This is a genomic window from Leifsonia soli, from assembly GCF_013408745.1.
Taxonomy (GTDB): domain Bacteria; phylum Actinomycetota; class Actinomycetes; order Actinomycetales; family Microbacteriaceae; genus Leifsonia; species Leifsonia soli.
In genome coordinates this window covers 2,057,690-2,082,962 of the sequence record NZ_JACCBJ010000001.1, presented here as the reverse complement: position 1 = coordinate 2,082,962, position 25,273 = coordinate 2,057,690, and the positions used below count along the sequence as shown (strand labels likewise).

Genomic DNA, 25,273 nt, shown 5'->3' with positions numbered 1-25,273 from the left:
GCATGAGCGGTTCCGTCGACCTCAACAGCGACCTGGGGGAGTCGTTCGGCGCCTGGTCGATGGGCGACGACGCCGCGCTGCTGCGCGTCGTGTCCAGCGCGAACGTCGCCTGCGGCTTCCACGCGGGCGACCCGTCGACGATGCTCGCGACCTGCCGCGAGGCCGCCGCGAACGGTGTGACCGTCGGCGCCCATGTCTCCTACCGCGACCTCGCCGGATTCGGGCGACGGCCGATGGAGATTCCCGCCGGCGAGCTGCGCGACGAGGTGCTGTACCAGCTCGCGGCCCTCGCGGGCATCGCCCGGGTGGCCGGGACGGCGGTGCGCTACGTGAAGCCGCACGGCGCGCTCTACAACCGCATCGTGCACGACGCGGGCCAGGCGCGGGCCGTGGTGGACGCGGTCGTCGCTTTCGATCCGACGCTCGCTCTGCTGGGGCTCGCCGGATCCGCCGTCGAGCGGGCGGCCGACGAGGCCGGCGTCCGGTTCGTCCGCGAGGCGTTCGTCGACCGCGGCTACCGCCCGGACGGCACGCTGGTTCCGCGCACCGAGCCGGGAGCGCTGCTCTCGGACGAGCGGGAGATCGCGGCCCGGGCCCTCCGCATGGTCACCGAGGGCCGCGTCGTCGCGGCGGACGGCACCGACCTCGCCGTCGAGGTGGACTCGCTCTGCGTCCACGGCGACACCCCCGGGGCGGTCGCGATGGCCCGCGGGGTGCGCGACGCGCTCGCCGCTGCCGGTGTGCGGGTGGAGCCGTTCGCGTGACCGGCCGCATCCTGCCGTACGGCGACCACGCCCTGCTCGTGGAGCTGGACGGGCTGGATGCGGTGCTCGCCCTGTTCCGCGGGCTGGAGGCCGCATGGCCGGACGGCGTCGTCGAGCTGGTGCCGGCGGCCCGCACGATCGCGGTCGTGGTCGACCCCCGCATCCTGCCGCTGAGCGCCGCCCGCGGCTGGATCGAGCGCACGCGTCCGCTGCCCGCGGACGCGGTCGCGGAGCGCGTCGTCGAGCTGGACGTCCGCTACGACGGCGAGGACCTCGCGGACGTCGCGCGCCTGACCGGACGCACCGAGGCGGAGGTCGTCGCCGTCCACACCGGCACGCGGTGGCGGGTCGCCTTCGGCGGCTTCGCTCCCGGCTTCGCCTACCTCGTCGGCGACGGGACCGTGGACGGCGGCGCGGCCGACGCGCTCGAGGTGCCGCGCCGCGCGACGCCGCGCACCGCGGTGCCCCCGGGCTCGGTCGGGCTGGCGGGAACGTTCAGCGGCGTCTACCCGCGGTCGAGCCCGGGCGGCTGGCAGCTGATCGGCCGCACCGACGCGACGCTCTGGGACGAGAACGCCGATCCGCCCGCGCTGCTCCGGCCGGGGACCGTCGTGCGGTTCCGGGAGGCGCGATGAGCGGGATGCGCATCCTGAGCCCGGGCGCGCTCGCGCTCGTCCAGGACCTCGGGCGGCCGGGCTTCGCCGCCCTCGGTGTCGGCCGGTCGGGCGCCCTCGACCGCGCGGCGCTGCGGCTCGGCAACCGGCTGCTCGGCAACGACGAGGGCGACGCGGGCATCGAGGTGCTCCTCGGTGGGTTCGAGGCCGTCTTCGAGCACGACGCCTGGTTCGCCGTGACGGGAGCGACCGGCCCGCTGCTCCTCGACGACCGGCCGGTGGATGCGCACCAGCCGGTGCGCGCGCACCCCGGGCAGGTCCTCCGCATCGGATCGGCGACCGCCGGACTCCACTGGTATCTGACCGTGCGCGGCGGGGTCGCGGTGCCGGCCGTCCTCGGGTCGCGCTCGCGCGACACCCTGGCCGGCCTCGGCCCCGCTCCGCTGCGCGCGGGCGACCGCGTGCCGGTCGGCGAGCATCCCGGCTCCGACCTGCCGCTGCTGGACTTCGTCCCCGTCGCCGACCCGGCGCCGGGAGCCGTGGAGGTGCGCGCCCACCGGGGACCCCGCGCGGACTGGTTCACCCCGGCCGCGCTGGAGGCCTTCTTCTCCGTCGAGTGGCGCGTCGCACCCGAGAGCGATCGCATCGGCGCGCGGCTCGACCCCGTGCGGGCGCCGGCGCACGCCGCGGGCGTGACGCCGCATCCCGATCCGCTGCTGGAGCGGGCGGTGCGGCACGAGCTTCCCAGCGAGCCGATGGTCGCCGGCGCCGTGCAGGTGTCGCCCGACGGCCGTCCGACGGTCCTGCTCGCCGACCATCCCGTGACCGGCGGATACCCGGTGATCGCCGTGGTCGCCGACGCCGCGCTGGACACGTTCGCGCAGCTGCGGCCCGGTCAGACCCTGACCTTCCGCCACGCCTGACCCCCCCTCTGCCCCACCTCCCCGCCCGCGAAGTGCTCGTCGTGGTCGCCGTCCGCGGCGTGTCGCTCGCAGGTGCGAGCACCTCGCGGGGCGTTAGTCGCGGCGGGTGCCGCTCTGGAAGATGCTGCGCGCCGGGGGCGGCGACGGGACGCTCGTCGCGTCCGTCACAATCGGCGCGCCCGCCGCGAACGTCCGCAGCTCCTCACCGGCCACGGCCTTCGCGGGATGCGGACCGCTCGCCAGCAGGCGCGGCAGCCACTCCAGCGGCAGCGGCGAGTTCGATCCGACCAGCACCACGTTCCCGAAGCGGCGGCCCTTCAGCACCTGCGTCTCGGCGAGCGCAGCGACGTTCTCGACGACCGAGCCGAGCGTCGACACCTGGCTGCGGGCGAAACTCAGCGGCGGACCGTCCGCGACGTTCACGAGCACGATCCCGTCCGGCTTCAGCAGAGAGACCGCCGAGCGGTAGAACTCGGCGCTCGTGACGTGCGCCGGGGTCCGCGAGCCGCTGAAGATGTCCACCACGAGCAGGTCGACCTCGCCGCGCAGCCCGTTCGGGAGCTTGCCGACGACCTCGCGGGCGTCGCCGTGGCGGATGCGGATCTGCGCGTAGCGCGGCAGCGGGAGCTGCTCGCGCACGAGGTCCACCAGGCGGCTCTCCAGCTCGACCACCTGCTGACGCGAGCCGGGTCGCGTGTATGCGATGTAGCGGGGGAGCGTCAGCGCGCCGGCACCGAGGTGCACGGCCGTGATCGGCTGACCGGGCTCGCCGATCAGGTCGATGACGTTGCCCATCCGCTGGATGTACTCGAAGAACAGCTGGGACGGGTCGTCGAGGTTGACGTGCGACTGCGGTGTGCCGTCGACGACGAGCTGGTAGGCGCCCGGCACGAACCGGTCGGGCTCCACGATCGCCAGGTAGCCGCTCTCCGACAGGACGACCGAGGGGTTCTGGGGGGTCGGGTTCGGAGACACACCGGCAGCCTAGTCGCGGCGCGTGCGAGCCGGTGCGGCGCGATCTCCACCCGCGCGCCCACCCGGTCTCCACCCGCGGGCGGTCCCGCCCGGCGTGGCGGGACACGACGCTGGTGGTGTGCCGGAGGTTCCGGCCGCACTCCGTCCCGGAAAGGCGATCATGACCGTCCAGACCCTCGGCAACGCGCTCCTCATCCTGCTGCTCATCGGATGGGTCGGCTACCGGCAGCTGACCTGGCGCCCGGTGGTGATCGCGAAGATGTGGCGGATGCCCGGCATCCTCGCCGTTGTCGGCGCCGTTCTGCTGGTGCAGCAGGTGAAGCCGGCGACCATCACTCCGCTCGACCTCGCGGTCGTCGCCGGGGAGATCGTCCTGTCGCTCGCCATCGGCGCGTGGATCGGCGGCATCGCGCACTTCCGCCGGCTGCCGGAGCCCGTCGTCGGCAAGACCCCGTCCGACATCGCCGTCTACGAGTCGCGCACCGGCGTGCTCGGCCTGGTGCTGTGGATGGTCGTCATCGCGGTGCGTGTGGGCGTCGACGTGCTCGCCGCGCAGGCCGGCTCGCACCTGGGTGCCGCGACCGGCATCATCCTGCTGGTGTTCGCGGCGAACCGTCTCGCTCGGGCTGCCGTCTTCGCCGCGCGCCTCGACCGTCACGCCGCGCTCGCCGCGTGAGCGGGCGTCGTCCACGGCCGGCGGGAAGCATGATGGTCGGGTGAACGTCTCCCTCCGCCCCAGCTGGCTCGCCCTGGCGCTGACCGTGGTCGGCGCCGGGGCCGTCGGCTACGCGCTGATCCGCACCGACTCCGGACACCGCCCAGTGTGGGTGCTCGTCCTCGGGCTGGTCTCGGTGGCGCTGTGGGTGGTGCGCGGCGCGCTCGCGAAGGCCGGCCTCCGTCGCGCCGCCTTCGCGTGCGCCGTCGTCCTCGTCGTCCTGGGCGCGCTCGTCGCGGCGCCCACCGACGGCCTGACCGTCGTCCCCGCCGCGATCGGCGTGCTCGTCGTGCTCGGCGATCCGCGGGATCCGCTGTGGGTCGGGCTCCTCGTCGGCGGCGTCGGGATCGCCCTGGTGGCCCTCGGCGCGGTTCCCGCCGGCACGGCCATCCCGAACGTCCTCACCCAGATGGGCGGGATGCTGCTCGCGGTCTTCGCCGGGCTGAGCCGGCGGCAGTTCCGCGTGTCGGAGGAACAGGCGGCGCTGCTGCGGGAGCGTGCCGTCGCGATGAAGGAGGAGGCGTCGCGGATCGCCATCGCCCGAGACTTGCACGACGTGCTCGCGCACAGCCTGGGAGGCCTCGTCATCCAGCTGGATGCGGTCGACGCCCTCCTCGAATCCGGCGACGCCGACGCGGCCCGGTCGCGCGTGGTCGCCGCCCGCGGGCTTGCGGCGGACGGGCTGGGGGAGGCCCGACGTGCCGTCGCCGCTCTGCGCGACCCGGTGGCCGCGGAGCCCGTGACCGCGGATGCGTTCCCGGGCGCCGTGGACGAGCTCGTGGCGGCGCACCGCTCGCTCGGCGGCCGCGCGGAGCTGCGGGTGACCGGCGACGCCGCGGCCCTCACCGCGCAGCAGGCCGAGGCGTTGCAGCGCGCCCTGCAGGAGGGGCTGAGCAACGCCCGCAAGCACGCGCCCGGACGGCCCGTCACGGTCGAGCTGGTCTGGCAGGATGACCGCGTGCGCCTCGTCGTCTCCAACCCGCTGCCCGCGACCGGGACCCCGGCGTCGGCGCTGGCCGCATCCGGCGGCGGGTACGGGGTCGAGGGGATGCGCGAGCGGTTCGCCGCGCTTCCCGGCGGAGGCACCGCCTCGGCTGCGGTTGTCGCCGGCCGATTCGTCCTGACGGCGGAGGCGATGCTCCGATGACCGGCGACGCGCGCATCCGGGTCGCCGTCGCCGACGACCAGGCGATCATCCGCGACGGGCTGGTCACCGTGCTCGGCCTGCTGCCCGACATCGAGGTGGTCGGCGAGGCCGCGGATGGCGAGGAGGCGGTCGCGCTCGCCGTGGCCGCGCGTCCCGACGTGCTGCTCATGGACCTCCGGATGCCGGTGCTCGACGGCGCGGAGGCGACCGCCCGCGTGCGGCAGGCAGCGCCGGACACGGCCGTGCTCATCCTGACCACCTACGCCGACGACGAGTCCATCCTCGGCGCGCTGCGGGCCGGAGCGCGCGGGTACCTGACGAAGGATGCCGGCCGCGCCGAGCTCGCCGCGGCGGTGCGGGCCGTCGCCAGCGGCCAGACCACGCTGGCGCCCGAGGTCGGCGCGCGGGTGATCGGCGCGCTCACCGGCACGGCCCGCGCCGCGGAGGTCGCGCCGCCGGATGCAGCGGGTGCGCTCGTGGTCCGCTTCCCCTCGCTCACCCGCCGGGAGGCGGAGGTGCTCGCGCTGATCGGCGACGGCCTGAGCAACGCCGAGATCGCCCGGACCCTCTTCGTGAGCGTCGCGACGGTCAAGACGCACATCAACGCCATCTTCGCGAAGCTCGCCGTGCGCGACCGGTCCCAGGCGATCGCGCTCGTCCGCTCCTGACGGGGTCGGCTGCGCCGCTTCCCTCTGACGCACTGCCGGGGAAGGATGGGGGCGTGAGCGACCCGAACGCGGCCACCCCGCCCTCCCCGCCCTCCGCCGATCTCGTGCTCGTGACCGGCGGTTCCGGGTTCCTCGGCGCCCACTGCATCCTCGCCCTGCTCGACGCGGGCCACCGGGTGCGCACCACGATCCGCACGCCCGCCCGCGCCGCCGACGTCCGGCAGCAGCTCGCGGCGGGCGGCGTCGACGACCCGGGCGACCGGCTCGAGTTCGCGATCGCCGACCTGACCTCCGACGACGGATGGGCGGATGCCGTCGCCGGATGCCGCTTCGTGCTGCACGTCGCCTCTCCCTTCCCTTCGTCTCAGCCGAAGGATGCGGACGAGCTGATCGTTCCCGCCCGCGACGGCGCCCTGCGCGTGCTGCGGGCGGCGCGGGACGCCGGCGTCGAACGCGTGGTGCTCACCTCATCCTTCGCGGCCATCGGCTACGGGCACCCGCCGACCGACCGGCCGTTCACCGAGGAGGACTGGACCGACCTCGACAGCGGCCGCCCGCTGAGCCCGTACGTGCAGTCGAAGACCATCGCGGAGCGGGCGGCCTGGGCGTTCGTCGCGGCCGAGGGCGGAGCACTCGAGCTCGCGACCGTGAATCCGGTCGGGATCCTCGGGCCGGTGCTCGGGCCCGACATCTCCACCTCCGTCGAGCTGATCCGCCTGGTGAAGGAGGGACGCCTCCCTCGCCTCCCCGACGTGCACTTCGGCATCGTCGACGTGCGCGACGTCGCCGCGCTGCACCTCCTCGCCATGACGCGACCGGAGGCGGCGGGCGAGCGGTTCCTCGCCATCGCCGGCGAGGTCATGTCGGCGCAGGAGGTCGCGCTGCTCATCCGCGGTCACCTCGGCGAGGCCGCCGGGCGCCGGGTGAGCACCAAGCTGATGCCCGAGTGGATGCTGCGGGCGGTCGCACCCTTCAGCCGGCGCGTGCGCGACTCCCTTCCCGACATCGGCACGGTGCGCCGCGCCACCTCGCAGAAGGCGATCACGGTGCTGGGCTGGAGTCCGCGGTCGCGCGAGGAGGCCGTGATCGCCACCGTCGACACCCTCCCGACCTACCACCCGCGCAGCCGCTGATCTGCTCCGGCCGGGGACCGGGAATAGGGACGCCTGACCCGCGTTATACATCAGGACGTGTCTCCGGTCAAGAAAAGACTGGACACGGCGCGTCCGATTGACATATAGTTGTTCTTTGCGCTCCCAGTCAAACTTCTGCCTTCATATTGCGGTCGGCTCTGACTTTCTCCGCGTGTGCCTGGGCCCGTCCTTTCGGGTCAGATACGCAGCGCGACGTGACTGGGAGTACTCGTCCTGATAGATACACGACCGACAGTAACTGGCCCGACGGGGCCCCGGAGGTTATTTCCTTGGCTGCTGCGCGCAACGCAACCAACACCGACAAGACACCCAAGAACGGACGAGCCGCATCCCGACTCTCCTTCGCCAAGATCACGGACACCCTGACCGTTCCCGATCTGCTCGCACTGCAGACCGAGAGCTTCGACTGGCTGGTCGGCAACGACGCGTGGAAGGCTCGCGTCGCCGAGGCCGAGGCCCAGGGCCGTCAGGATCTTCCCGCCAACACGGGCCTCGAGGAGATCTTCGAGGAGATCTCTCCCATCGAGGACCTCGGCGAGACCATGCAGCTCTCGTTCACGAACCCCTTCCTCGAGGAGAAGAAGTACTCCATCGACGAGTGCAAGGAGAAGGGCAAGACCTACGCGGCCCCGCTCTACGTCGAGGCCGAGTTCATGAACCACCTCACCGGTGAGATCAAGACCCAGACGGTCTTCATGGGCGACTTCCCGCTGATGACCGAGAAGGGCACCTTCATCATCAACGGCACCGAGCGTGTCGTCGTCTCGCAGCTCGTCCGTTCGCCGGGCGTGTACTTCGAGGCCACCCCCGACAAGACGTCCGACAAGGACATCTTCTCGGCACGCGTTATCCCGAGCCGCGGTGCGTGGCTCGAGTTCGAGGTCGACAAGCGCGACCAGGTCGGTGTCCGCATCGACCGCAAGCGCAAGCAGTCGGTCACGGTGTTCCTGAAGGCCCTCGGCCTCACCAGCGAGGAGATCCTCTCCGAGTTCGCCGGGTACCAGTCCATCGAGCTGACCCTCGAGAAGGACGCCATCCTCACCAAGGAGGAGGCGCTCAAGGACATCTACCGCAAGCTGCGTCCGGGCGAGCAGGTCGCCGCCGAGGCCGCGCGTGCGCTGCTCGACAACTTCTACTTCAACCCGAAGCGCTACGACCTCGCCAAGGTCGGCCGCTACAAGATCAACCGCAAGCTCGGCCTCGAGGCCCCGCTGTCGGAGTCGGTGCTGACCGTCCAGGACATCATCGCCACGATCAAGTACCTGGTCGCCCTGCACGACGGCCAGACCACGATCAAGGGTCTGCGCAACGGCGTCGAGACGGACATCCGCCTCGACATCGACGACATCGACCACTTCGGCAACCGTCGCATCCGCGCGGTGGGCGAGCTCATCCAGAACCAGGTCCGCACGGGCCTCAGCCGGATGGAGCGCGTCGTCCGCGAGCGCATGACCACGCAGGACATCGAGGCGATCACCCCGCAGACCCTGATCAACGTGCGACCCGTCGTCGCCGCGATCAAGGAGTTCTTCGGAACGTCGCAGCTGTCGCAGTTCATGGACCAGAACAACCCGCTCGCGGGTCTGACCCACAAGCGCCGCCTCTCCGCGCTCGGCCCCGGTGGTCTGAGCCGTGAGCGCGCCGGCGTCGAGGTCCGTGACGTCCACCCGTCGCACTACGGCCGCATGTGCCCGATCGAGACGCCGGAAGGCCCGAACATCGGTCTGATCGGCTCGCTCGCGTCGTTCGCGCGGATCAACTCCTTCGGCTTCATCGAGACGCCGTACCGCAAGGTCGTCGACGGCCGGGTCACCGACCAGATCGACTACCTCACGGCCTCCGAAGAGGACGACTTCGTCGTCGCGCAGGCGAACGCCCCGCTCGACGCGAACGGCCACTTCGTGGAGGAGCGCGTCCTCGCCCGTCAGAAGGGCGGCGAGGTCGACCTGATCCCCGCCGAGGAGATCGGCTACATGGATGTCTCCCCGCGCCAGATGGTGTCGGTGGGTACGTCGCTGATCCCGTTCCTCGAGCACGACGACGCCAACCGAGCCCTCATGGGTGCGAACATGCAGCGCCAGGCGGTGCCGCTTCTCCGCTCGGAGAGCCCGGTCGTCGGAACCGGTATGGAGGGCTACGCGGCCATCGACGCCGGTGACGTGATCACCGCCGAGAAGTCCGGTGTCGTCACCGAGGTCTCGGCCGACGCGGTCACCGTCCAGGCGGACGACGGAACGTACCAGACCTACTACCTGCGCAAGTTCGACCGCTCGAACCAGGGCACGTCCTACAACCACCGCGTGATCGTGGACGAGGGCGACCGCATCGAGCAGGGCGAGGTCGTCGCCGACGGTCCCGCGACCGAGAACGGCGAGCTCGCGCTCGGCAAGAACCTGCTCGTCGCGTTCATGCCGTGGGAGGGTCACAACTTCGAGGACGCGATCATCCTCAGCCAGAACCTGGTGAAGGACGACACCCTCTCCTCGATCCACATCGAGGAGTACGAGGTCGACGCCCGCGACACCAAGCTCGGCAAGGAGGAGATCACCCGCGATCTCCCGAACGTCAGCCCGGACCTCCTGGCCGACCTCGACGAGCGCGGCATCATCCGCATCGGCGCCGAGGTGCGCCCCGGCGACATCCTCGTCGGCAAGGTCACGCCGAAGGGCGAGACCGAGCTGTCGGCCGAGGAGCGCCTGCTCCGCGCGATCTTCAACGAGAAGAGCCGCGAGGTGCGCGACACCTCCCTCAAGGTCCCGCACGGCGAGGAGGGCACCGTCATCGGTGTCAAGGTCTTCGACTCGCAGGACGGCGACGACGAGCTCGGCTCCGGCGTGAACCAGCGCGTGGTGGTCTACATCGCCCAGAAGCGCAAGATCACCGCGGGCGACAAGCTCGCCGGCCGTCACGGCAACAAGGGCGTCATCTCCAAGATCCTCCCGGTCGAGGACATGCCGTTCCTCGCCGACGGGACGCCGGTCGACGTCATCCTCAACCCGCTGGGTGTCCCCGGTCGAATGAACTTCGGTCAGGTCCTGGAGATCCACCTCGGGTGGATCGCCAAGAACGGCTGGGAGATCAAGGGCAAGCCGAAGTGGGCCGCTGAGCTCCCCGAGGCCGCGTTCTCGGCCGAGCCGAACACGAAGGTCGCCACCCCGGTGTTCGACGGCGCGAAGGAGGAGGAGATCGCAGGTCTGCTCGACGCGACCCTCCCGACCCGCGACGGCGACCGCCTGATCGGCTCCTCCGGCAAGACGCAGCTGTTCGACGGCCGCTCCGGCGAGCCGTACCCGGACCCTGTGTCGGTCGGCTACATGTACATCCTGAAGCTGCACCACCTGGTCGACGACAAGATCCACGCCCGTTCGACCGGTCCGTACTCGATGATCACCCAGCAGCCGCTCGGTGGTAAGGCGCAGTTCGGTGGTCAGCGCTTCGGTGAGATGGAGGTGTGGGCCCTCGAGGCCTACGGCGCCGCGTACGCGCTGCAGGAGCTCCTGACCATCAAGTCGGATGACATCCTCGGCCGCGTGAAGGTCTACGAGGCCATCGTCAAGGGTGAGAACATCCAGGAGCCGGGCATCCCGGAGTCCTTCAAGGTGCTCATCAAGGAGATGCAGTCCCTCTGCCTGAACGTGGAGGTCCTGTCGGCCGACGGCCAGGCGGTCAGCCTGCGCGACTCGGACGACGAGGCCTTCCGCGCCGCGGAGGAGCTCGGCATCAACATCTCCTCCCGCTTCGAGTCGTCGTCGATCGACGAGATCTAAGCGGCAGCCAGACCTACTGACGAATCTTCCATAGGAGAGAAGGAACATTGCTCGACGCAACAACTTTTGACGAGCTGCGTATCGGCCTGGCCACCGCTGACGACATCCGTCGTTGGAGCTACGGCGAGGTCAAGAAGCCGGAGACCATCAACTACCGGACCCTGAAGCCGGAGAAGGATGGACTCTTCGGCGAGCAGATCTTCGGACCGTCCCGCGACTGGGAGTGCTCGTGCGGCAAGTACAAGCGCGTCCGGTTCAAGGGCATCGTCTGCGAGCGCTGCGGCGTGGAGGTCACCAAGTCCTCCGTCCGTCGTGAGCGCATGGGCCACATCGAGCTCGCCGCCCCGGTGACGCACATCTGGTACTTCAAGGGTGTGCCCAGCCGTCTCGGCTACCTGCTCGACATGGCGCCGAAGGACCTCGAGAAGGTCATCTACTTCGCCGCGTACATGGTCATCGAGGTGGATGAGGACGGCCGTCACGCCGACCTCCCCGGCCTCGAGAACGAGCTGCGCCTCGAGATCAAGACGCTGTCCGACCAGCGCGACGCCCGCGTCGCCGAGCGTCTGCAGCGCCTCGAGACCGACCTCGCCGCGCTCGAGGAGGAAGGCGCGAAGGCCGACCAGAAGCGTCGTGTCAAGGACACGGCGGAGAAGGAGATGGGCCAGATCCGCAAGTCCTTCGACGAGGACATCGCCCGCCTGGAGCGCGTGTGGGAGTCGTTCCGCACCCTCAAGGTCGGCGACCTCAAGCCCGAGGACGCGGACTTCAACGAGCTCGTCGACCGCTACGGCCTGTACTTCGAGGCCTACATGGGCGCCGAGGCGATCAAGCGTCGCCTGCAGGCGTTCGACCTGAACGCCGAGGCCGAGCTGCTCCGCGAGCAGATCGCCACCGGCAAGGGCCAGAAGAAGATCCGCGCGATCAAGCGACTGCGCGTCGTCTCGTCGTTCCTGGCGACCGGCAACTCGCCGGCCGCGATGGTCCTCGACGTCGTCCCGGTGATCCCGCCGGAGCTGCGCCCGATGGTCCAGCTCGACGGTGGCCGTTTCGCCACCAGCGACCTGAACGACCTGTACCGCCGCGTGATCAACCGCAACAACCGCCTGCGTCGCCTGCTCGACCTCGGTGCTCCCGAGATCATCGTGAACAACGAGAAGCGCATGCTGCAGGAGGCCGTCGACGCCCTGTTCGACAACGGCCGCCGCGGTCGTCCCGTCACGGGTACCGGCAACCGCGCCCTCAAGTCCCTCAGCGACATGCTGAAGGGCAAGCAGGGTCGTTTCCGCCAGAACCTGCTCGGAAAGCGCGTCGACTACTCGGGCCGTTCGGTCATCATCGTGGGTCCGCAGCTCAAGCTGCACCAGTGTGGTCTGCCCAAGCAGATGGCGCTGGAGCTGTTCAAGCCGTTCGTCATCAAGCGCCTGATCGACCTGAGCCACGCTCAGAACATCAAGGCCGCGAAGCGGATGGTGGAGCGTTCGCGCCCGCAGGTGTGGGACGTGCTCGAGGAGATCATCCGCGAGCGCCCCGTGCTGCTGAACCGTGCTCCCACGCTGCACCGTCTGGGCATCCAGGCGTTCGAGCCGCAGCTCGTCGAGGGCAAGGCCATCCAGCTCCACCCGCTCGTCTGCGCCGCGTTCAACGCGGACTTCGACGGCGACCAGATGGCGGTGCACCTGCCGCTGTCGGTGGAGGCTCAGGCCGAGGCCCGCATCCTGATGCTCGCCTCGAACAACATCCTGAAGCCGTCGGACGGCCGTCCGGTCACCCTGCCCTCGCAGGACATGATCATCGGTCTGCACCACCTCACCACCGTCCGCGAGGGCGCTGTGGGCGAGGGTCGCGCGTTCTCCTCGGTCTCCGAGGCGATCCTCGCGAAGGACCAGGGCACGCTGCACCTCAACGCCAAGGTGAAGATCCGTCTGGACAACTACGTTCCGTCCGACGCGGCCGACACCGGCGCCGAGCCGATCACCGCCATCGTGGAGACCACGCTGGGTCGCGCCCTCTTCAACGAGACGCTCCCGGCGGACTACCCCTACGTGGAGGAGGTCGCCGACAAGGGCACGATCTCGTCGATCGTGAACGCCCTGGCCGAGCGGTACCCGAAGGTGGAGGTCGCCGCGGCGCTCGACCGGATCAAGGACGCCGGCTTCTACTGGGGCACCCGCTCGGGCGTCACGGTGTCGCTGAGCGACATCCTGACCCCGCCGAACAAGGCGCAGATCGTGGCCGGCTACGAGAAGAAGGCCGCCAAGATCACCGCCGAGTTCGAGAAGGGTCTGACGACCGACCTCGAGCGTCGCCAGGAGCTGGTGAAGATCTGGACCGAGGCGACCAACGAGGTGGCCGAGGCCATGCGCGCCAACTTCCCGGCGGACAACACCATCAACCGCATGGTGACGTCCGGTGCCCGTGGTAACTGGCTGCAGGTCCGGAACATCGCCGGTATGCGTGGTCTGGTGAACAACCCGAAGGGTGAGATCATCCCTCGTCCGATCATCTCCTCGTACCGCGAGGGGCTGTCGGTGGCGGAGTACTTCATCGCGACGCACGGTGCCCGTAAGGGTCTGGCCGACACGGCTCTCCGTACGGCCGACTCGGGCTACCTGACCCGTCGTCTGGTGGACGTCTCGCAGGATGTCATCATCCGCGAGGACGACTGCGGCACGACCAAGGGCCTCGACCTGCCGATCGCCACGGTCGGTGCGGACGGCGCCCTCACCCGCGACCCGAACGTCGAGAACTCGGTGTTCGCCCGCACGCTGGCCGCTGACGCGGTCGGCACGGACGGCACCGTGGTCGCGAAGGCGGGCGACGACGTGGGCGACGTGCTCATCGACAAGCTGGTCGCCGCCGGCGTCACCGACATCAAGGTCCGCTCCGTGCTGACCTGTGAGTCGGCGGTCGGCGTCTGCGCCGCCTGCTACGGCCGTTCGCTCGCGACCGGCAAGCTGGTGGACATCGGCGAGGCGGTCGGCATCATCGCCGCCCAGTCGATCGGCGAACCCGGAACGCAGCTCACCATGCGTACGTTCCACACGGGTGGTTCGGCCTCCGCGGACGACATCACCCAGGGTCTGCCGCGCGTCCAGGAGCTGTTCGAGGCTCGTACCCCCAAGGGTGCGTCCCCGATCGCCGAGGCTGCCGGCCGCATCGTCATCGAGGAGACGGACAAGTCCCGCAAGGTCATCCTGACCCCGGACAACGGCGACGAGCCGCACGTCTACCCGGTGCTGAAGCGTTCGACCCTCCTGGTGGAGGACGGACAGCGCGTCGAGCTCGGCCAGCAGCTGATCGTCGGCACGGTCGACCCGAAGGAGGTCCTCCGGGTCAAGGGTGTCCGCGAGGTGCAGAAGCACCTGGTGGGCGGCGTGCAGGGCGTCTACCGCTCGCAGGGTGTGCCGATCCACGACAAGCACATCGAGGTCATCGTCCGCCAGATGCTCCGCAAGGTCACCGTCGTCGACCACGGCGACACCGACCTGCTGCCGGGTGAGCTCGTCGACCGTTCGCGGTACAACGAGATCAACCGTGCTGCGCTGCAGGAGGGCAAGAAGACGGCGTCCGCCCGTCAGGAGGTCATGGGTATCACCAAGGCCTCGCTGGCGACCGAGTCGTGGCTGTCGGCCGCGTCCTTCCAGGAGACCACCCGCGTCCTGACGCAGGCGGCCATGGAGGGCAAGTCCGACCCGCTGATCGGTCTCAAGGAGAACGTCATCATCGGTAAGCTCATCCCGGCCGGAACGGGTCTGTCACGCTACCGGAACGTCTCCGTGGAGGCGACCGAGGAGGCCAAGGCGGAGCGGTACCCCAACCGCATCTTCGCCGATGACTCCGCGTTCAGCGAGAGCGACCTGAGCTTCGTCGACTTCGACAGCTTCAGCTCGGACGACTACACCCCCGGAACCTACAACTAAGGTCCCGTACGACGAGGCCCCCGGCGCACTGCGCCGGGGGCCTTCGTCGTTCCCGGCCCGTTCGACCTGGGAGAATGGGAGCATGTGGCGCCAGCTCTTGCAGTACACGGATACCGTCGGGCGGGCGATGCTCGGCTTCGGAGCCGTGCTCCTGGTGGTCGCCGTGGTGAGCTTCGTCGTGGGCGTCGCCCAGGCCGTCTCCGGCCACGCCGCAGCGACCCTCCCGTACTGGCTCACGACGATGGGATGCGCGGTCGTCGCCGGCGTCCTGGTCTACCTGGCGAGCCGCCGCGGCAAGCTCGGCTGAGCCCGCGCGGGCTTCGTCCGTATTATCGCGCGTCGGGGCTCTGGCCCGTCCGCACCCTCCACCGGAGGATGGAAGCACGCCCCGCGAGAGGGTGCCCCCCACGCGTGTGGCACCCTCTCGCGGGTCTGTCGGCCGGTTCCGGCCGCTGAATAGGGTGGCTACGCCCAGCCGACCGGGGAGTCTCGCCTCCGACCGGCGGGCCTGCCGTTCACCCGACCCCGTCGGCAGCCGCTTCCCGTAGGAGGTCCCCGTGGCGTCCATGACCGAGATCCTCATCCTCCACGGCCACCTGCCGATCGAATACCTCGACCGCGTGGCGACCGAGCCGGCGGCGGACGAGTCCGTCGTGCGCGAGCTGATGGCGCGCGGCGCCATCAGCTCATCCCAGCTGGCGCGTGCCCGCGCCGCGCAGGCCGGCCTCCCGTTCGTCGAGCTCGCCGACTATCCGGTCGACCGCGCGGCCGTCGCCCTCATCCCCGGCGCGATCTGCCGCCGCCACACCGTCCTCCCGATCGCCACGGCCGACGGGATGATCGTCGTCGCCATGGCCGACCCGGGCAACGTGTTCGCGATCGACGACGTCCGGGCGGCGTCCCGGATGAACGTCGCGGCAGCCGTGGCCGAGGAGTCGGACCTGCGTTCGGCCATCGACCGCTACATCCGCGCCGACGACGAGCTCAGCGACCTGACCTCCACCCTCGAAGAGGAGACCGCGCCCTCCGAGGACACCGCCGTCTCCGAGTCGTCCGACGACGACGCCCCGATCGTGCGGTTCGTGAACCTGCTGGTGAGCCAGGCGATCCAGGACCACGCCTCCGACATCCACATCGAGCCGGCCGAGCACGACGTCCGGGTGCGCTACCGCATCGACGGCGTCCTGCACGCCATGCAGTCGGCGCCGAAGAGCATCCAGAACGGCGTCATCTCGCGGCTGAAGATCATGTCGGACATCGACATCGCCGAGCGCCGCAAACCCCAGGACGGCCGTATGTCCGTCGTGCACGGCGGACGTCAGATCGACCTCCGCGTCGCCACGCTGCCGACGGTGTGGGGCGAGAAGGTCGTCATGCGGATCCTCGACAACACGAACACCGGCATGACCCTGACCGACCTCAACCTGCTCGAGCGCAACTTCGAGATCTACCGCGAGTCGTACTCGAAGCCGTACGGCATGATCCTCGTCACCGGACCGACCGGCTCGGGCAAGTCGACGACGCTGTACACGACTCTGAACGCCGTCGCGCGCCCCGAGATCAACGTGATCACCGTCGAGGACCCGGTCGAGTACCGCATGCCCGGCATCAACCAGGTGCAGGTGAACCCGAAGGCGGGGCTGACCTTCGCGAGCGCGCTGCGCAGTATCCTCCGCTCCGACCCGGATGTGGTGCTTCTGGGGGAGATCCGCGACCACGAGACCGCGCAGATCGCGATCGAGGCCTCCCTCACCGGCCACCTGGTGCTCTCGACCCTGCACACCAACGACGCGCCGAGCGCCGTGACGCGTCTGACCGAGATGGACATCGAGCCGTTCCTCGTCGGCTCCGCCCTCGACTGCGTGGTCGCCCAGCGGCTCGCCCGCCGCCTGTGCGACCGCTGCAAGCAGCCCGGTGCGTACGCGCCGGAGGACCTGCGGAGGATGCGGTTCCCGGTCCCTGCCGACGATGCGCCGCCGGCGATGTTCGTGCCCGTCGGCTGCCCGGCCTGCTCGAACACGGGCTACCGCGGCCGGATCGCCGTCCACGAGGTGATGGCGGTCACCGAGGAGATCGAGCGCCTCGCCGTCGAGCGGGCGTCGAGCGCCGAGATCGGCCGCGCCGCGCGCGAGCAGGGGATGCTCACCCTGCGCGAGGACGGCTGGGAGAAAGTCAAACTCGGCCTCACATCCATCGAAGAGATCCTGCGAGTGGTCGCCTAGGAGGGCACATGACGAACGACGACAGCTGGGGCGGCTTCCCGCCGCCGACGGCCAAGCCGGTCTACGAGATCCCCGTGACCCCGCCCGGCGCGACCGCGGCAGGATGGACGCCGGGTCCGGGTGCGCCGCTGGGCGCGCCGCCGGTGTGGTCGCCGCCCGCTGCGGCGGAGCCGGTGTCGCACGTGGCGGCGGAGCCGGCGGAGCCGGTGTCGTACGTGTCGCCGGAGCCGCTGGACCCCGTGGCGTACACGCCGCCGCCCGCGCCGCCCGCGCCTGAGCCCGCCACCCCGGTGTGGTCGCTCGACGAGTCCGCGTCGAACCCAGTCGCACCGGCCCCCGTCAGCCGGCTCATCCCGGCCGGCCGCCGCGCCGCCGCCCCGCCCCCCGAGCCGGAGCGGGAGGCGGTCTCGCACTCGACCACGCCCGGCTTCGATGAGAGCCTCACCGATCCCGAACGCGAAGCCCTCGCGAGGGCCGACAGGGAGCTCGTCGCCGCTCTGCACGAGGTCGTGTACCAGCGCGCCTCCGACCTGCACATCACCGTGGGCGCCCCTCCGATGGTGCGCATCGACGGCGGTCTGCGCCCCGCGGCGAGTACCGAGCCGTGGAACCACGAACGCACGCGTTCTGCTCTGACCAGCCTGCTGACCGAGCGTCAGCTGCAGCAGTTCGAGCGCGAGCACGAGCTCGACTTCGCGTTCACGATCTCCGCCAATGCCCGCTTCCGCGTCAACCTGTACCAGCAGCGCGGCTCGTACGGCGGAGCGTTCCGCCTCATCCCGACCGAGATCAAGCAGCTGGCCGACCTCGGCGTGCCCGACGCGGTCGGGCAGTTCTCGCAGCTACCCCGCGGACTCGTGCTCGTCACCGGTCCCACCGGTTCGGGCAAGTCGACGACGCTCGCTGCCCTGATCGACCTGGTCAACAGCACGCGCTCCGACCACATCGTGACGGTCGAGGATCCCATCGAGTTCATGCACGTGCACAAGAAGTCGATCGTCAACCAGCGCGAGGTCGGCCACGACACCCACAGCTTCAACAACGCGCTGAAGCACGTCCTGCGCCAGGACCCGGACGTCATCCTCATCGGCGAGCTCCGCGACCTCGAGACCATCTCGGTCGCGCTGACCGCCGCCGAGACCGGCCACCTGGTCTTCGCCACTCTGCACACCCAGGACGCCCCGCAGACCATCGACCGCGTCATCGATGTCTTCCCCCCGCACCAGCAGGACCAGGTTCGCGCCCAGCTCGCCGGAACGCTGCAGGGCGTCGTCTCGCAGACGCTCATCAAGCGCGCCAGCGGCACGGGCCGGGTGGTCGCGACGGAGATCCTCATGATGACCCCCGCCATCGCCAACGTCATCCGTGAGGGCAAGACGTACCAGATCGCCTCGATGATGCAGGCAGGACGGGAGTCCGGCATGCGCACGATGGACCAGCATCTCGCCGAACTGGTGAACGCCGGTGTCATCACGCGCCGCGCCGCGATGGAGAAGGCGCACGACAAGGAAGGCATCACCCGTCTCATCCAGCGGGCCGAGTCGCCGACAGAGGCGTCCGCCATGGCGATCGCCGCGAGCGGACTCGACTTCGGCGACAGCTACTCCGGGACGGTGGGCTGACCATGTCCATCAGCACCCCGTACGCCTACAAGGGCCGCGACGCGTCCGGCAAGATCGTCAAGGGCCGGGTGGATGCCACGAGCGAGGCCGCCGTCGCGTCACGGCTGAGAACGATGGGACTGTCACCCGTCTCCATCTCGGAGGCGGCCGAAGGAACCGGGCTCAACCGCGAGATCAAGCTCTCTGCCGGCTCGGGGGTGAAGCTCAAAGAGCTCGCCGTCATGAGCCGGCAGATGGCCACCATGATCGGAGCGGGACTCTCCCTGCTCCGGACGCTGAACATCCTGGCCGAGCAGAACCCGAACAAGAAGTTCACCGCCGTGCTCTCCGATGTCCGGAACCAGGTGGAGAGCGGAATCGCAATCTCGGACGCCATGCGAAGACACGCTGCTGTCTTCCCGCCGCTGATGATCAACATGGTCAAGGCCGGCGAGACCGGCGGATTCCTCGACGGCGCACTGGAGGCCGTCGCCGAGAACTTCGAAAAGGAGGTCAAGCTCCGGTCGGCGATCAAGTCGGCGCTGACCTATCCGGTCATCGTGTTCTGCATGACCATCGTCGGAGTCGCGGCGATGCTGCTCTTCGTGGTCCCGATCTTCGAGAAGATGTTCGCCGGGCTCGGCAAGCCGCTGCCCCTTCCGACGATGATCCTGGTGCAGATCTCGCACGCCATGGTCTTCGTCGTGCCCGTGGTCGCCGTCGCCGGGATCCTCTTCGCCTTCTGGTGGCCGAAGCACAAGAACGACGAATCCGTGCGGAAGCGATTGGACCCGTTCAAGCTCCGGATGCCCGTGTTCGGGTCGCTGATGAAACGCATCGCGATCGCCCGCTTCAGTCGCAACTTCGCGAACATGATCAGCGCGGGTGTGCCGATCCTGCAGGCCCTGAGGATCGTGGGGGAGACCAGCGGCAACTACGTGATCCAGAAGGCCCTGGAGGAGGTCGCCGAAGGCGTGAGACAGGGTGAGGCGATAGCGACGCCTCTGTCGAAGCAATCGGTCTTCCCGTCGATGGTGACGCAGATGGTCGCGGTGGGCGAGGACGCCGGGTCGCTCGAGACCATGCTCGACAAGATCGCCGACTTCTACGAGCAGGAGGTCGAGGCCACCACGGAGCAGCTGACGGCGCTCATCGAGCCGCTCATGATCGCCTTCCTCGGTGTCGTGATCGGCGGCATGGTCGTCGCTCTCTACCTGCCCATCTTCAGCATCGCGTCCGCGGTCGGAGGCTGACCCTCCGCCGGGGGCCACCGGCCGCAAACCGCCCCCGCACTGGGGGCGGAAAAGGGCCGAAAACCCCTCTGACGGGGGATATTTCTCAAAATCCGCCGAGAAATATGGTCATCCCCGTAGCGGTGCTCGCAACCGCTCGCCTCGCATCCAGCACCCGACCGATTGGACACCGCAATGTACTTCCGTCTCATGGGCAAGCTCAACGCTCGCCGCCAGGGGCTGCTCGAGGAGGACGAGAAGGGCTTCACCCTGATCGAGCTCCTCGTGGTGGTCATCATCATCGGCATCCTCGCCGCGATCGCCATCCCGATCTACATCGGGGTCCAGAACAACGCGAAGGATGCGTCCGCCAAGTCGGACCTGGCCAACGCCAAGACGGCCGTCGTCGCGTACTACACCGACAAGGGCAGTACCGCCACGAAGCCGACTTTCGACAGCGGCTCGCCCACCAGCCTCGACACCTACGGCTACACCCTGAGCCCGGGGAACTCGGTGCCGGCCTTCAAGTCCGGCTCCACCCCGTCGCCCACCTCCTTCTGCATCCAGGAGACCAGCGCTAGCGGCGCCACGGCGATCTTCCACATCGACCAGACCAACGGCGCCGCGAGCGGCGCCTGCCCGTGATCCTGAACCACTCCTGACAGCGGGGCGTCGCCCACCGGCGACGCCCCGCTTCCGCTCTTCTGCAGCGCCCCCCGATCCACTCTCCACTCCCGGACCCGACTAGGGAGGTGAACCCCCATGAACCGCATCAACACCCTTCTCCGCCAGGACGAGACCCGCGACAGCGGGTTCACCCTCATCGAGGTCCTGGTCGCGATGATGGTCTTCGCGATCATCTCCGTCGTCGTCGCGTATTCGCTCACGCTCTCGATGACGCTCACACGCACCAGCCGCGCCAGCGAAGTCGCGGCCAACCTCGCCGCCCAGCAGGTCGACGTCGCTCGCGCGACGCCGGACATCTTCGACGTCACGAGCGGTATCGTCACGCAGACCCTCGACGGCACCACCTACACGATCACCAAGTCCGTCGGCTGGGTGAACAGCGCCGGCGCGGCGTCCGATTGCGGCAGCGGCAGCGGCATCCTGCAGAACAAGACGCTGAACGTCTCCGTCAGCTGGGACGGCAAGAACCCCTCGACGACGCCGGTGCAGGCGAGCACGCTGCTCGCGCCGGCCGGCCCGATCAACGATCCGACGACCGGCACGATCATCGTGCACGTGACGACAGCGTCTGGTGCGGCGCTCTCCGGCGTTCCCGTGGCCATCAAGGTCGACACCAGTGTGTCGCCGAACACCGCCACCGCGGTCTCCACCGCACCGGATCCCACCGATTCCGACGGCTGCAGCTACGTGCTGAAGGTCGTTCCGGGCACCTACGTCGTCACCGTGGGCAAGACGGGCGATGGGCGCATCAGCAGCAAGCAGGTGCAGGTGCCGGCTGCGCAGACCACGGTGACCGCCGGTCAGTCCTCCGTGCTCGACGTGCAGTACGACACCGCGGCGAACCCCGTCATGACCCTGTCGCCTGGGGCGCCGGCCGGCACGATGTTCCCCGCCGCGCTTCCGATGACCTACGCGCCGCAGGGCGATCCCTATTCGACGAACGTCGCGCCGCTGACGGTGGCGGCCGTGACGACCGCGACCACGCCCCTCTTCCCCTTCACCTCCGGTTACTCCGTCTTCGCCGGCCAGTACGTGCCGGCCGCTGGTGGTCAGCCCCAGTGCCTCTCCGTCGATCCCGGCCAGTGGGTCAACCCGAACGCCTCCGGCAACGTCGGTCAGCGGCCCCCTGCGGTCGGCGTCACACCGGGCTCGACCGGCACGGTGCCGATGCCGGTGATCCGCATCTCGACGTCCAGCAAGTGGATCGTCGCGGTCAGCGCTGTGGCGTCAGCCGCGATCGGCGACCCCGGCTGCGCGACCGGCATGACACTCCGCTACGGCCAGTCGCCGGCTACGGGTGGCGTCGCGAACGTCGCGCTGCCCTACGGCTCCTGGAAGATCTACGCCCTCAGCAACCAGAACGATGCGCTCCAGAGTTCCGCCCTCGTGGACGCGACGAAGATCACGCTCCCGGCCGGCAGCCCGCCGTTCACGGGCGCGAACATCTTCACGATCGATCCGAGGCAGCCGTGATCGCCGCGCTGCGCGAACTCCCGAAGCGCGAGTCCGGGCTGTCCCTCATCGAGCTGCTCATCGCCATCATGCTCACCGGGCTCATCATGACGCTGGGCGTGTGGATGTTCGTCACCGGCACGCACAGTGTCAGCCTCGCGCAGTCGATCGACGGGGGCACCCGTCAGGCGTCGAACGGCATGAACCAGGTGGCGCGCATGATCCGGGCGGCGACGCCGAACCCGCTCGCCAATCCCACGCCCGGCAACCCGCTCAACGCGCCCGCCGTCATCTCCGCCACGGCGACCAGTGTGCAGTTCTACGCCTACGTGAACCTGAGCGGAGCGGAGAGCCCCGTCATGGTCGCGTACGGAGTGAGCGGTGGCATCCTGCAGGAGACGCAGTACCCCGCGACCTCCAACACCGCCGGCGCGAACGGTCACTGGGACTTCGGCGCAGCCAAACCCACCCGCAATCTGTGCAACTCCATTCCGTCGGGGACGGTCGTGTTCCGCTACTTCGACAAGACGCGCGCGGAGCTCCTGCCCGCCAGCCTCACCACGGATACCCAGCGCGCAGCCATCGCCTCCATCCAGGTGACCATCACCATCCAGCCGACCGGTGCGGCCAACGCGGTCTCCATCACCAACACCATCGGCATGGCGAACGTCGGGTAGGGGTCGGGATGCTCACTCTTCTTCGCACGCGCATAGCGCTCCTCCGGCAGGAGCGCGACCGCGGTGTCGCCCTCGCCATGGTCGTCGGCATCGCGAGCGTGCTCCTGCTCCTCATCTCGGTGACCATGACCTTCTCGGTGTCCGGCCTGGTGCGCTCCAACCACGATGCCGACTGGGACGCCGCGATGTCGGCGGCGTTCGCGGGGGTCGCCGACTACCAGGGCCGCCTGACCAACGACCCGAGCTACCAGCAGTACGGCAATCCGGCGTCGACCTTCACGATCGCGAACGGGTCCGCGACCTCGGTCGCGCTGCCGCCGACAAGCCGCGACAACCCCGCCTTCGATGTGAAGCCGACGTCGGCGGGGGGCCGCTGGGCGTCCGTCCCGCTCACGGACGGGCTGCCGGCGAACGCCTCGTTCCGGTACGAGGTGGACAACTCCAAGTACGCGAGCAACGGCATCCTGCATCTGCGCGCGACCGGCAAGGTGGACACCGTCACCCGCAGCGTCGTGGCCAACATCAAGCAGACCGGATTCACCAACTACGTCTACTTCACCGACTACGAAGAGCTCGACCCGACGCTGAACAACATCAATTGCGCGGTCGCGTACGCATGGGCTGCCACCCGCAGCCAGAACTGCCTGATCAACTTCATCGCCGGGGACACGTTCGACGGGCAGGTGCACTCGAACGACACCCTCAACATCTGCGGCGGCACCTTCAAGCAGAAGGTCACGACGGCGAACCCCAACGCAGTGGGCGGCAAGCTCTACTCGCAGACCAACTGCTCGGGCGGCGCGGGGACGCCGACGTTCCAGTCGGGCGCGCCCGTCAACGCGGCACAGATCACCATGCCGCCGCCGCAGGCGCAGCTCGACCAGGTGCGCACCGACATCCCCGTCAAGGTGCCCATCCCCGGCTGCCTCTACACGGGGCCGACCAAGATCACCTTCTCGGTGTCGGGCAGCACCGCGTACATGACCGTCCTCTCGCCGTGGACCAAGAAGACCCAGCTGTCGAACGGTGCGGCCACGGCCGGAACGGCTCCGGCGTTCTGCGGGACGCCCGGGGACCCGACCAAGACGCAGGCGCAGAACGCCGGGACGCTCTCCGACGTCGCCGGCGGCGGGCAGAAGATCGCGATCGGTCCGGCGTCCCAGCTCTACAACAACCTCGCCTACGTTCAGGGCGTCCCCAGTGACTCGGCCAACGCGAACTACTGGGCATCGTCCGCCTCACCGAACCAGAACGGGTTCACGTGCGTCGGCACCGATACCAAGTCGTCGGGCAACGGGCTCGGCTACCCGGTCGTGAACGAGGTGGTCCCTTCGATCGCGAAGTACGACTGCCGCGCAGGCGACGTCTTCGTCGAGGGCACGATGCACAGTTCGATGACGATCAATGCCGAGCACTTCGCCTGGATCACCGGCAAGCTGGTGTACCAGGATGCGGCCAACGACATCCTCGGCCTCGTCGGCGCCGGCGCGGTCTGGGTGTGGAACCCGATCGTGTGCACGAACCCGACTCCGTACCCGGCAAGCAACGGCGCGAGTTGCAGCAACGAGAAGGCCTCCCTGACGTTCGAGGCGACGTCCGGGAGCTCGAACTGCGCACGCACGATCAACGCCGCCATCCTCTCCAACAACCACAGCTTCGAGGTGCACAACTACGACGCGGGGATCCCGCTCGGCTATCTGTGCGTGACCGGGTCGATCGCGCAGGAGTTCCGCGGACCGGTCGGGCAGGGCTCCGGTTCGAGCGGCTTCCTGAAGAGATACAGCTACGACACGCGTCTGCTGAACTCGCCGCCGCCGAAGTTCCCGACCCCGCGCACGACGTCCTACGACGTCAACACCGAGATCGAGGTCAAGACCGCCTTCGACTCGACGGGGGCGCCGCTGCCATGACCCCCGCCTTCTTCGTGCTCGCTCTCGTCTGCGCGGGCGTCTTCGGCGCGCTGATCGGATCGTTCCTCAACGTCGTCGTCTACCGCGTCCCGGCCGGCCGCTCGATCGTGTCGCCGCCGAGCGCCTGCGGCAGCTGCGGCACCGAGATCCGGCCGTACGACAACATCCCGGTCGTCTCGTGGCTGGCGCTGCGCGGCCGCTGCCGGACCTGCCAAAGTGCGATCTCCGCGCGCTATCCGCTGGTCGAGGCGGCCACCGCCGCAGCCTTCGCGCTCGTCGCCTGGTGGTTCTGGGCCGGTCCGCAGGCATTGGCCGCGACGGATGCCGCCGGCGTGACCGCACGCGTCCTGACTGTCGTCGCATTCCTCTACCTCACGGCGATCTCGATCGCTCTGGCGTTGATCGACCTCGACACGCACCGCCTGCCGAACGCCATCGTGCTCCCGTCCTACGCGGTCGGTGCCGTGCTCCTCGGCGCGGCCGCCCTCCTCGGCGGCGACCCGTTCGCCGTGGCGCGGGCAGCGATCGGCGCGTGCGCGCTCTTCGCCTTCTACCTGATCCTCGCACTGGTACGTCCCGGCGGGATGGGCTTCGGCGATGTGAAGCTCGCCGGAGTCCTCGGGCTGTTCCTCGGCTTCCTCGGCTGGGCGCCGCTGCTCGTGGGCGCCTTCGCCGCGTTCCTCCTGGGCGGCCTGTTCTCGCTGATCCTGCTCGCCGGCGGCCGCGCAGGTCGTAGCAGCGGCATCCCCTTCGGACCCTGGATGCTCGCCGGCGCGTGGCTCGGCATCCTGGCCGGACCGACCATCGGGGGAGCCTACCTGGCGCTCCTCGGACTCGCATAG

General features: G+C 69.6%; 19 protein-coding genes. 18 read left to right on the top strand and 1 reads right to left on the bottom strand.

Annotated elements, in window-relative coordinates:
• The first annotated feature begins 2 nt into the window (after positions 1–2).
• Genes BJ963_RS10105 through BJ963_RS10095 form a run of 3 tightly spaced genes read left to right on the top strand, consistent with a single transcriptional unit; the run spans position 3 to position 2,301 of the window.
• Complete coding sequence (locus BJ963_RS10105) at positions 3–764, top strand: LamB/YcsF family protein (RefSeq protein ID WP_179456350.1); 762 nt, start codon at positions 3–5, stop codon at positions 762–764.
• Positions 761–1,399 (top strand): carboxyltransferase domain-containing protein, encoded by a 639-nt coding sequence (locus BJ963_RS10100; protein WP_179456348.1) that lies wholly within the window; start codon positions 761–763, stop codon positions 1,397–1,399. The genes BJ963_RS10105 and BJ963_RS10100 overlap by 4 nt, the downstream gene beginning before the upstream one ends.
• Positions 1,400–1,404: 5 nt before the next feature.
• Positions 1,405–2,301 carry a 5-oxoprolinase subunit C family protein gene (locus BJ963_RS10095; RefSeq protein WP_246298023.1) on the top strand — a complete coding sequence of 299 codons (897 nt, stop codon included), beginning with the start codon at positions 1,405–1,407 and terminating at the stop codon, positions 2,299–2,301.
• Positions 2,302–2,394: 93 nt separating this feature from the next.
• Here BJ963_RS10095 and BJ963_RS10090 read toward each other — a convergent pair whose 3' ends face one another.
• On the bottom strand, positions 2,395–3,276 hold the full coding sequence (locus BJ963_RS10090) for a spermidine synthase (RefSeq protein WP_089908482.1): 882 nt from the start codon (positions 3,274–3,276) through the stop codon (positions 2,395–2,397).
• A gap of 160 nt (positions 3,277–3,436) precedes the next feature.
• Between BJ963_RS10090 and BJ963_RS10085 the strand changes: the two genes are divergently transcribed.
• From BJ963_RS10085 to BJ963_RS10015, 15 genes are all read left to right on the top strand, one after another.
• Positions 3,437–3,952: a hypothetical protein gene (locus tag BJ963_RS10085; RefSeq protein WP_179456344.1), complete on the top strand. Its 516-nt coding sequence runs from the start codon at positions 3,437–3,439 to the stop codon at positions 3,950–3,952.
• Positions 3,953–3,992: 40 nt separating this feature from the next.
• The gene (locus BJ963_RS10080; RefSeq protein WP_179456342.1) at positions 3,993–5,138 is read left to right on the top strand and encodes a histidine kinase; all 1,146 of its coding nucleotides are present in this window, start codon (positions 3,993–3,995) and stop codon (positions 5,136–5,138) included.
• Positions 5,135–5,806: a response regulator transcription factor gene (locus BJ963_RS10075; protein ID WP_179456340.1), complete on the top strand. Its 672-nt coding sequence runs from the start codon at positions 5,135–5,137 to the stop codon at positions 5,804–5,806. Before BJ963_RS10080 ends, BJ963_RS10075 begins: the two co-directional genes overlap by 4 nt.
• 53 nt (positions 5,807–5,859) lie before the next feature.
• Positions 5,860–6,939, top strand: coding sequence for an NAD-dependent epimerase/dehydratase family protein (locus BJ963_RS10070; RefSeq protein WP_179456338.1), 1,080 nt, complete (start codon positions 5,860–5,862; stop codon positions 6,937–6,939).
• Positions 6,940–7,229: 290 nt separating this feature from the next.
• Positions 7,230–10,727: a DNA-directed RNA polymerase subunit beta gene (gene rpoB, locus BJ963_RS10065; protein WP_179456336.1), complete on the top strand. Its 3,498-nt coding sequence runs from the start codon at positions 7,230–7,232 to the stop codon at positions 10,725–10,727.
• Between the two features lie 47 nt (positions 10,728–10,774).
• Positions 10,775–14,650, top strand: a complete 3,876-nt coding sequence (gene rpoC, locus BJ963_RS10060; protein WP_089908500.1) for a DNA-directed RNA polymerase subunit beta' — start codon at positions 10,775–10,777, stop codon at positions 14,648–14,650.
• Positions 14,651–14,732: 82 nt separating this feature from the next.
• Complete coding sequence (locus BJ963_RS10055) at positions 14,733–14,957, top strand: hypothetical protein (protein ID WP_179456334.1); 225 nt, start codon at positions 14,733–14,735, stop codon at positions 14,955–14,957.
• A gap of 250 nt (positions 14,958–15,207) precedes the next feature.
• Entirely contained in the window at positions 15,208–16,872 is a 1,665-nt protein-coding gene (locus tag BJ963_RS10050) for an ATPase, T2SS/T4P/T4SS family (protein WP_179456332.1), read from the top strand.
• A gap of 8 nt (positions 16,873–16,880) precedes the next feature.
• Complete coding sequence (locus BJ963_RS10045; protein ID WP_281363849.1) at positions 16,881–18,494, top strand: PilT/PilU family type 4a pilus ATPase; 1,614 nt, start codon at positions 16,881–16,883, stop codon at positions 18,492–18,494.
• 2 nt (positions 18,495–18,496) lie between these two features.
• Positions 18,497–19,726, top strand: coding sequence for a type II secretion system F family protein (locus BJ963_RS10040; protein ID WP_179456330.1), 1,230 nt, complete (start codon positions 18,497–18,499; stop codon positions 19,724–19,726).
• 174 nt (positions 19,727–19,900) lie between these two features.
• A complete protein-coding gene (locus tag BJ963_RS19395; RefSeq protein WP_281363848.1) occupies positions 19,901–20,350 on the top strand; it encodes a type II secretion system protein in 450 nt (149 codons plus the stop codon).
• Between the two features lie 117 nt (positions 20,351–20,467).
• Positions 20,468–21,865: a prepilin-type N-terminal cleavage/methylation domain-containing protein gene (locus BJ963_RS10030; RefSeq protein WP_179456328.1), complete on the top strand. Its 1,398-nt coding sequence runs from the start codon at positions 20,468–20,470 to the stop codon at positions 21,863–21,865.
• Positions 21,862–22,521, top strand: a complete 660-nt coding sequence (locus BJ963_RS10025) for a prepilin-type N-terminal cleavage/methylation domain-containing protein (RefSeq protein ID WP_179456326.1) — start codon at positions 21,862–21,864, stop codon at positions 22,519–22,521. Before BJ963_RS10030 ends, BJ963_RS10025 begins: the two co-directional genes overlap by 4 nt.
• Before the next feature lie 8 nt (positions 22,522–22,529).
• Entirely contained in the window at positions 22,530–24,431 is a 1,902-nt protein-coding gene (locus BJ963_RS10020; RefSeq protein ID WP_179456324.1) for a phage holin family protein, read from the top strand.
• A complete protein-coding gene (locus tag BJ963_RS10015; protein WP_179456322.1) occupies positions 24,428–25,273 on the top strand; it encodes a prepilin peptidase in 846 nt (281 codons plus the stop codon). The genes BJ963_RS10020 and BJ963_RS10015 overlap by 4 nt, the downstream gene beginning before the upstream one ends.

What these genes read in the sequence shown, in the direction of transcription:
- BJ963_RS10045 (WP_281363849.1), top strand. Translation starts at nt 16,881, where the DNA reads ATGACGAACGACGACAGCTGGGGCGGCTTCCCGCCGCCGACGGCCAAG.
- BJ963_RS10055 (WP_179456334.1), top strand. Translation starts at nt 14,733, where the DNA reads ATGTGGCGCCAGCTCTTGCAGTACACGGATACCGTCGGGCGGGCGATG.
- BJ963_RS10030 (WP_179456328.1), top strand. Translation starts at nt 20,468, where the DNA reads ATGAACCGCATCAACACCCTTCTCCGCCAGGACGAGACCCGCGACAGC.
- BJ963_RS10075 (WP_179456340.1), top strand. Translation starts at nt 5,135, where the DNA reads ATGACCGGCGACGCGCGCATCCGGGTCGCCGTCGCCGACGACCAGGCG.
- BJ963_RS19395 (WP_281363848.1), top strand. Translation starts at nt 19,901, where the DNA reads ATGTACTTCCGTCTCATGGGCAAGCTCAACGCTCGCCGCCAGGGGCTG.
- BJ963_RS10020 (WP_179456324.1), top strand. Translation starts at nt 22,530, where the DNA reads ATGCTCACTCTTCTTCGCACGCGCATAGCGCTCCTCCGGCAGGAGCGC.
- BJ963_RS10095 (WP_246298023.1), top strand. Translation starts at nt 1,405, where the DNA reads ATGCGCATCCTGAGCCCGGGCGCGCTCGCGCTCGTCCAGGACCTCGGG.
- BJ963_RS10085 (WP_179456344.1), top strand. Translation starts at nt 3,437, where the DNA reads ATGACCGTCCAGACCCTCGGCAACGCGCTCCTCATCCTGCTGCTCATC.
- BJ963_RS10040 (WP_179456330.1), top strand. Translation starts at nt 18,497, where the DNA reads ATGTCCATCAGCACCCCGTACGCCTACAAGGGCCGCGACGCGTCCGGC.
- BJ963_RS10015 (WP_179456322.1), top strand. Translation starts at nt 24,428, where the DNA reads ATGACCCCCGCCTTCTTCGTGCTCGCTCTCGTCTGCGCGGGCGTCTTC.
- BJ963_RS10105 (WP_179456350.1), top strand. Translation starts at nt 3, where the DNA reads ATGAGCGGTTCCGTCGACCTCAACAGCGACCTGGGGGAGTCGTTCGGC.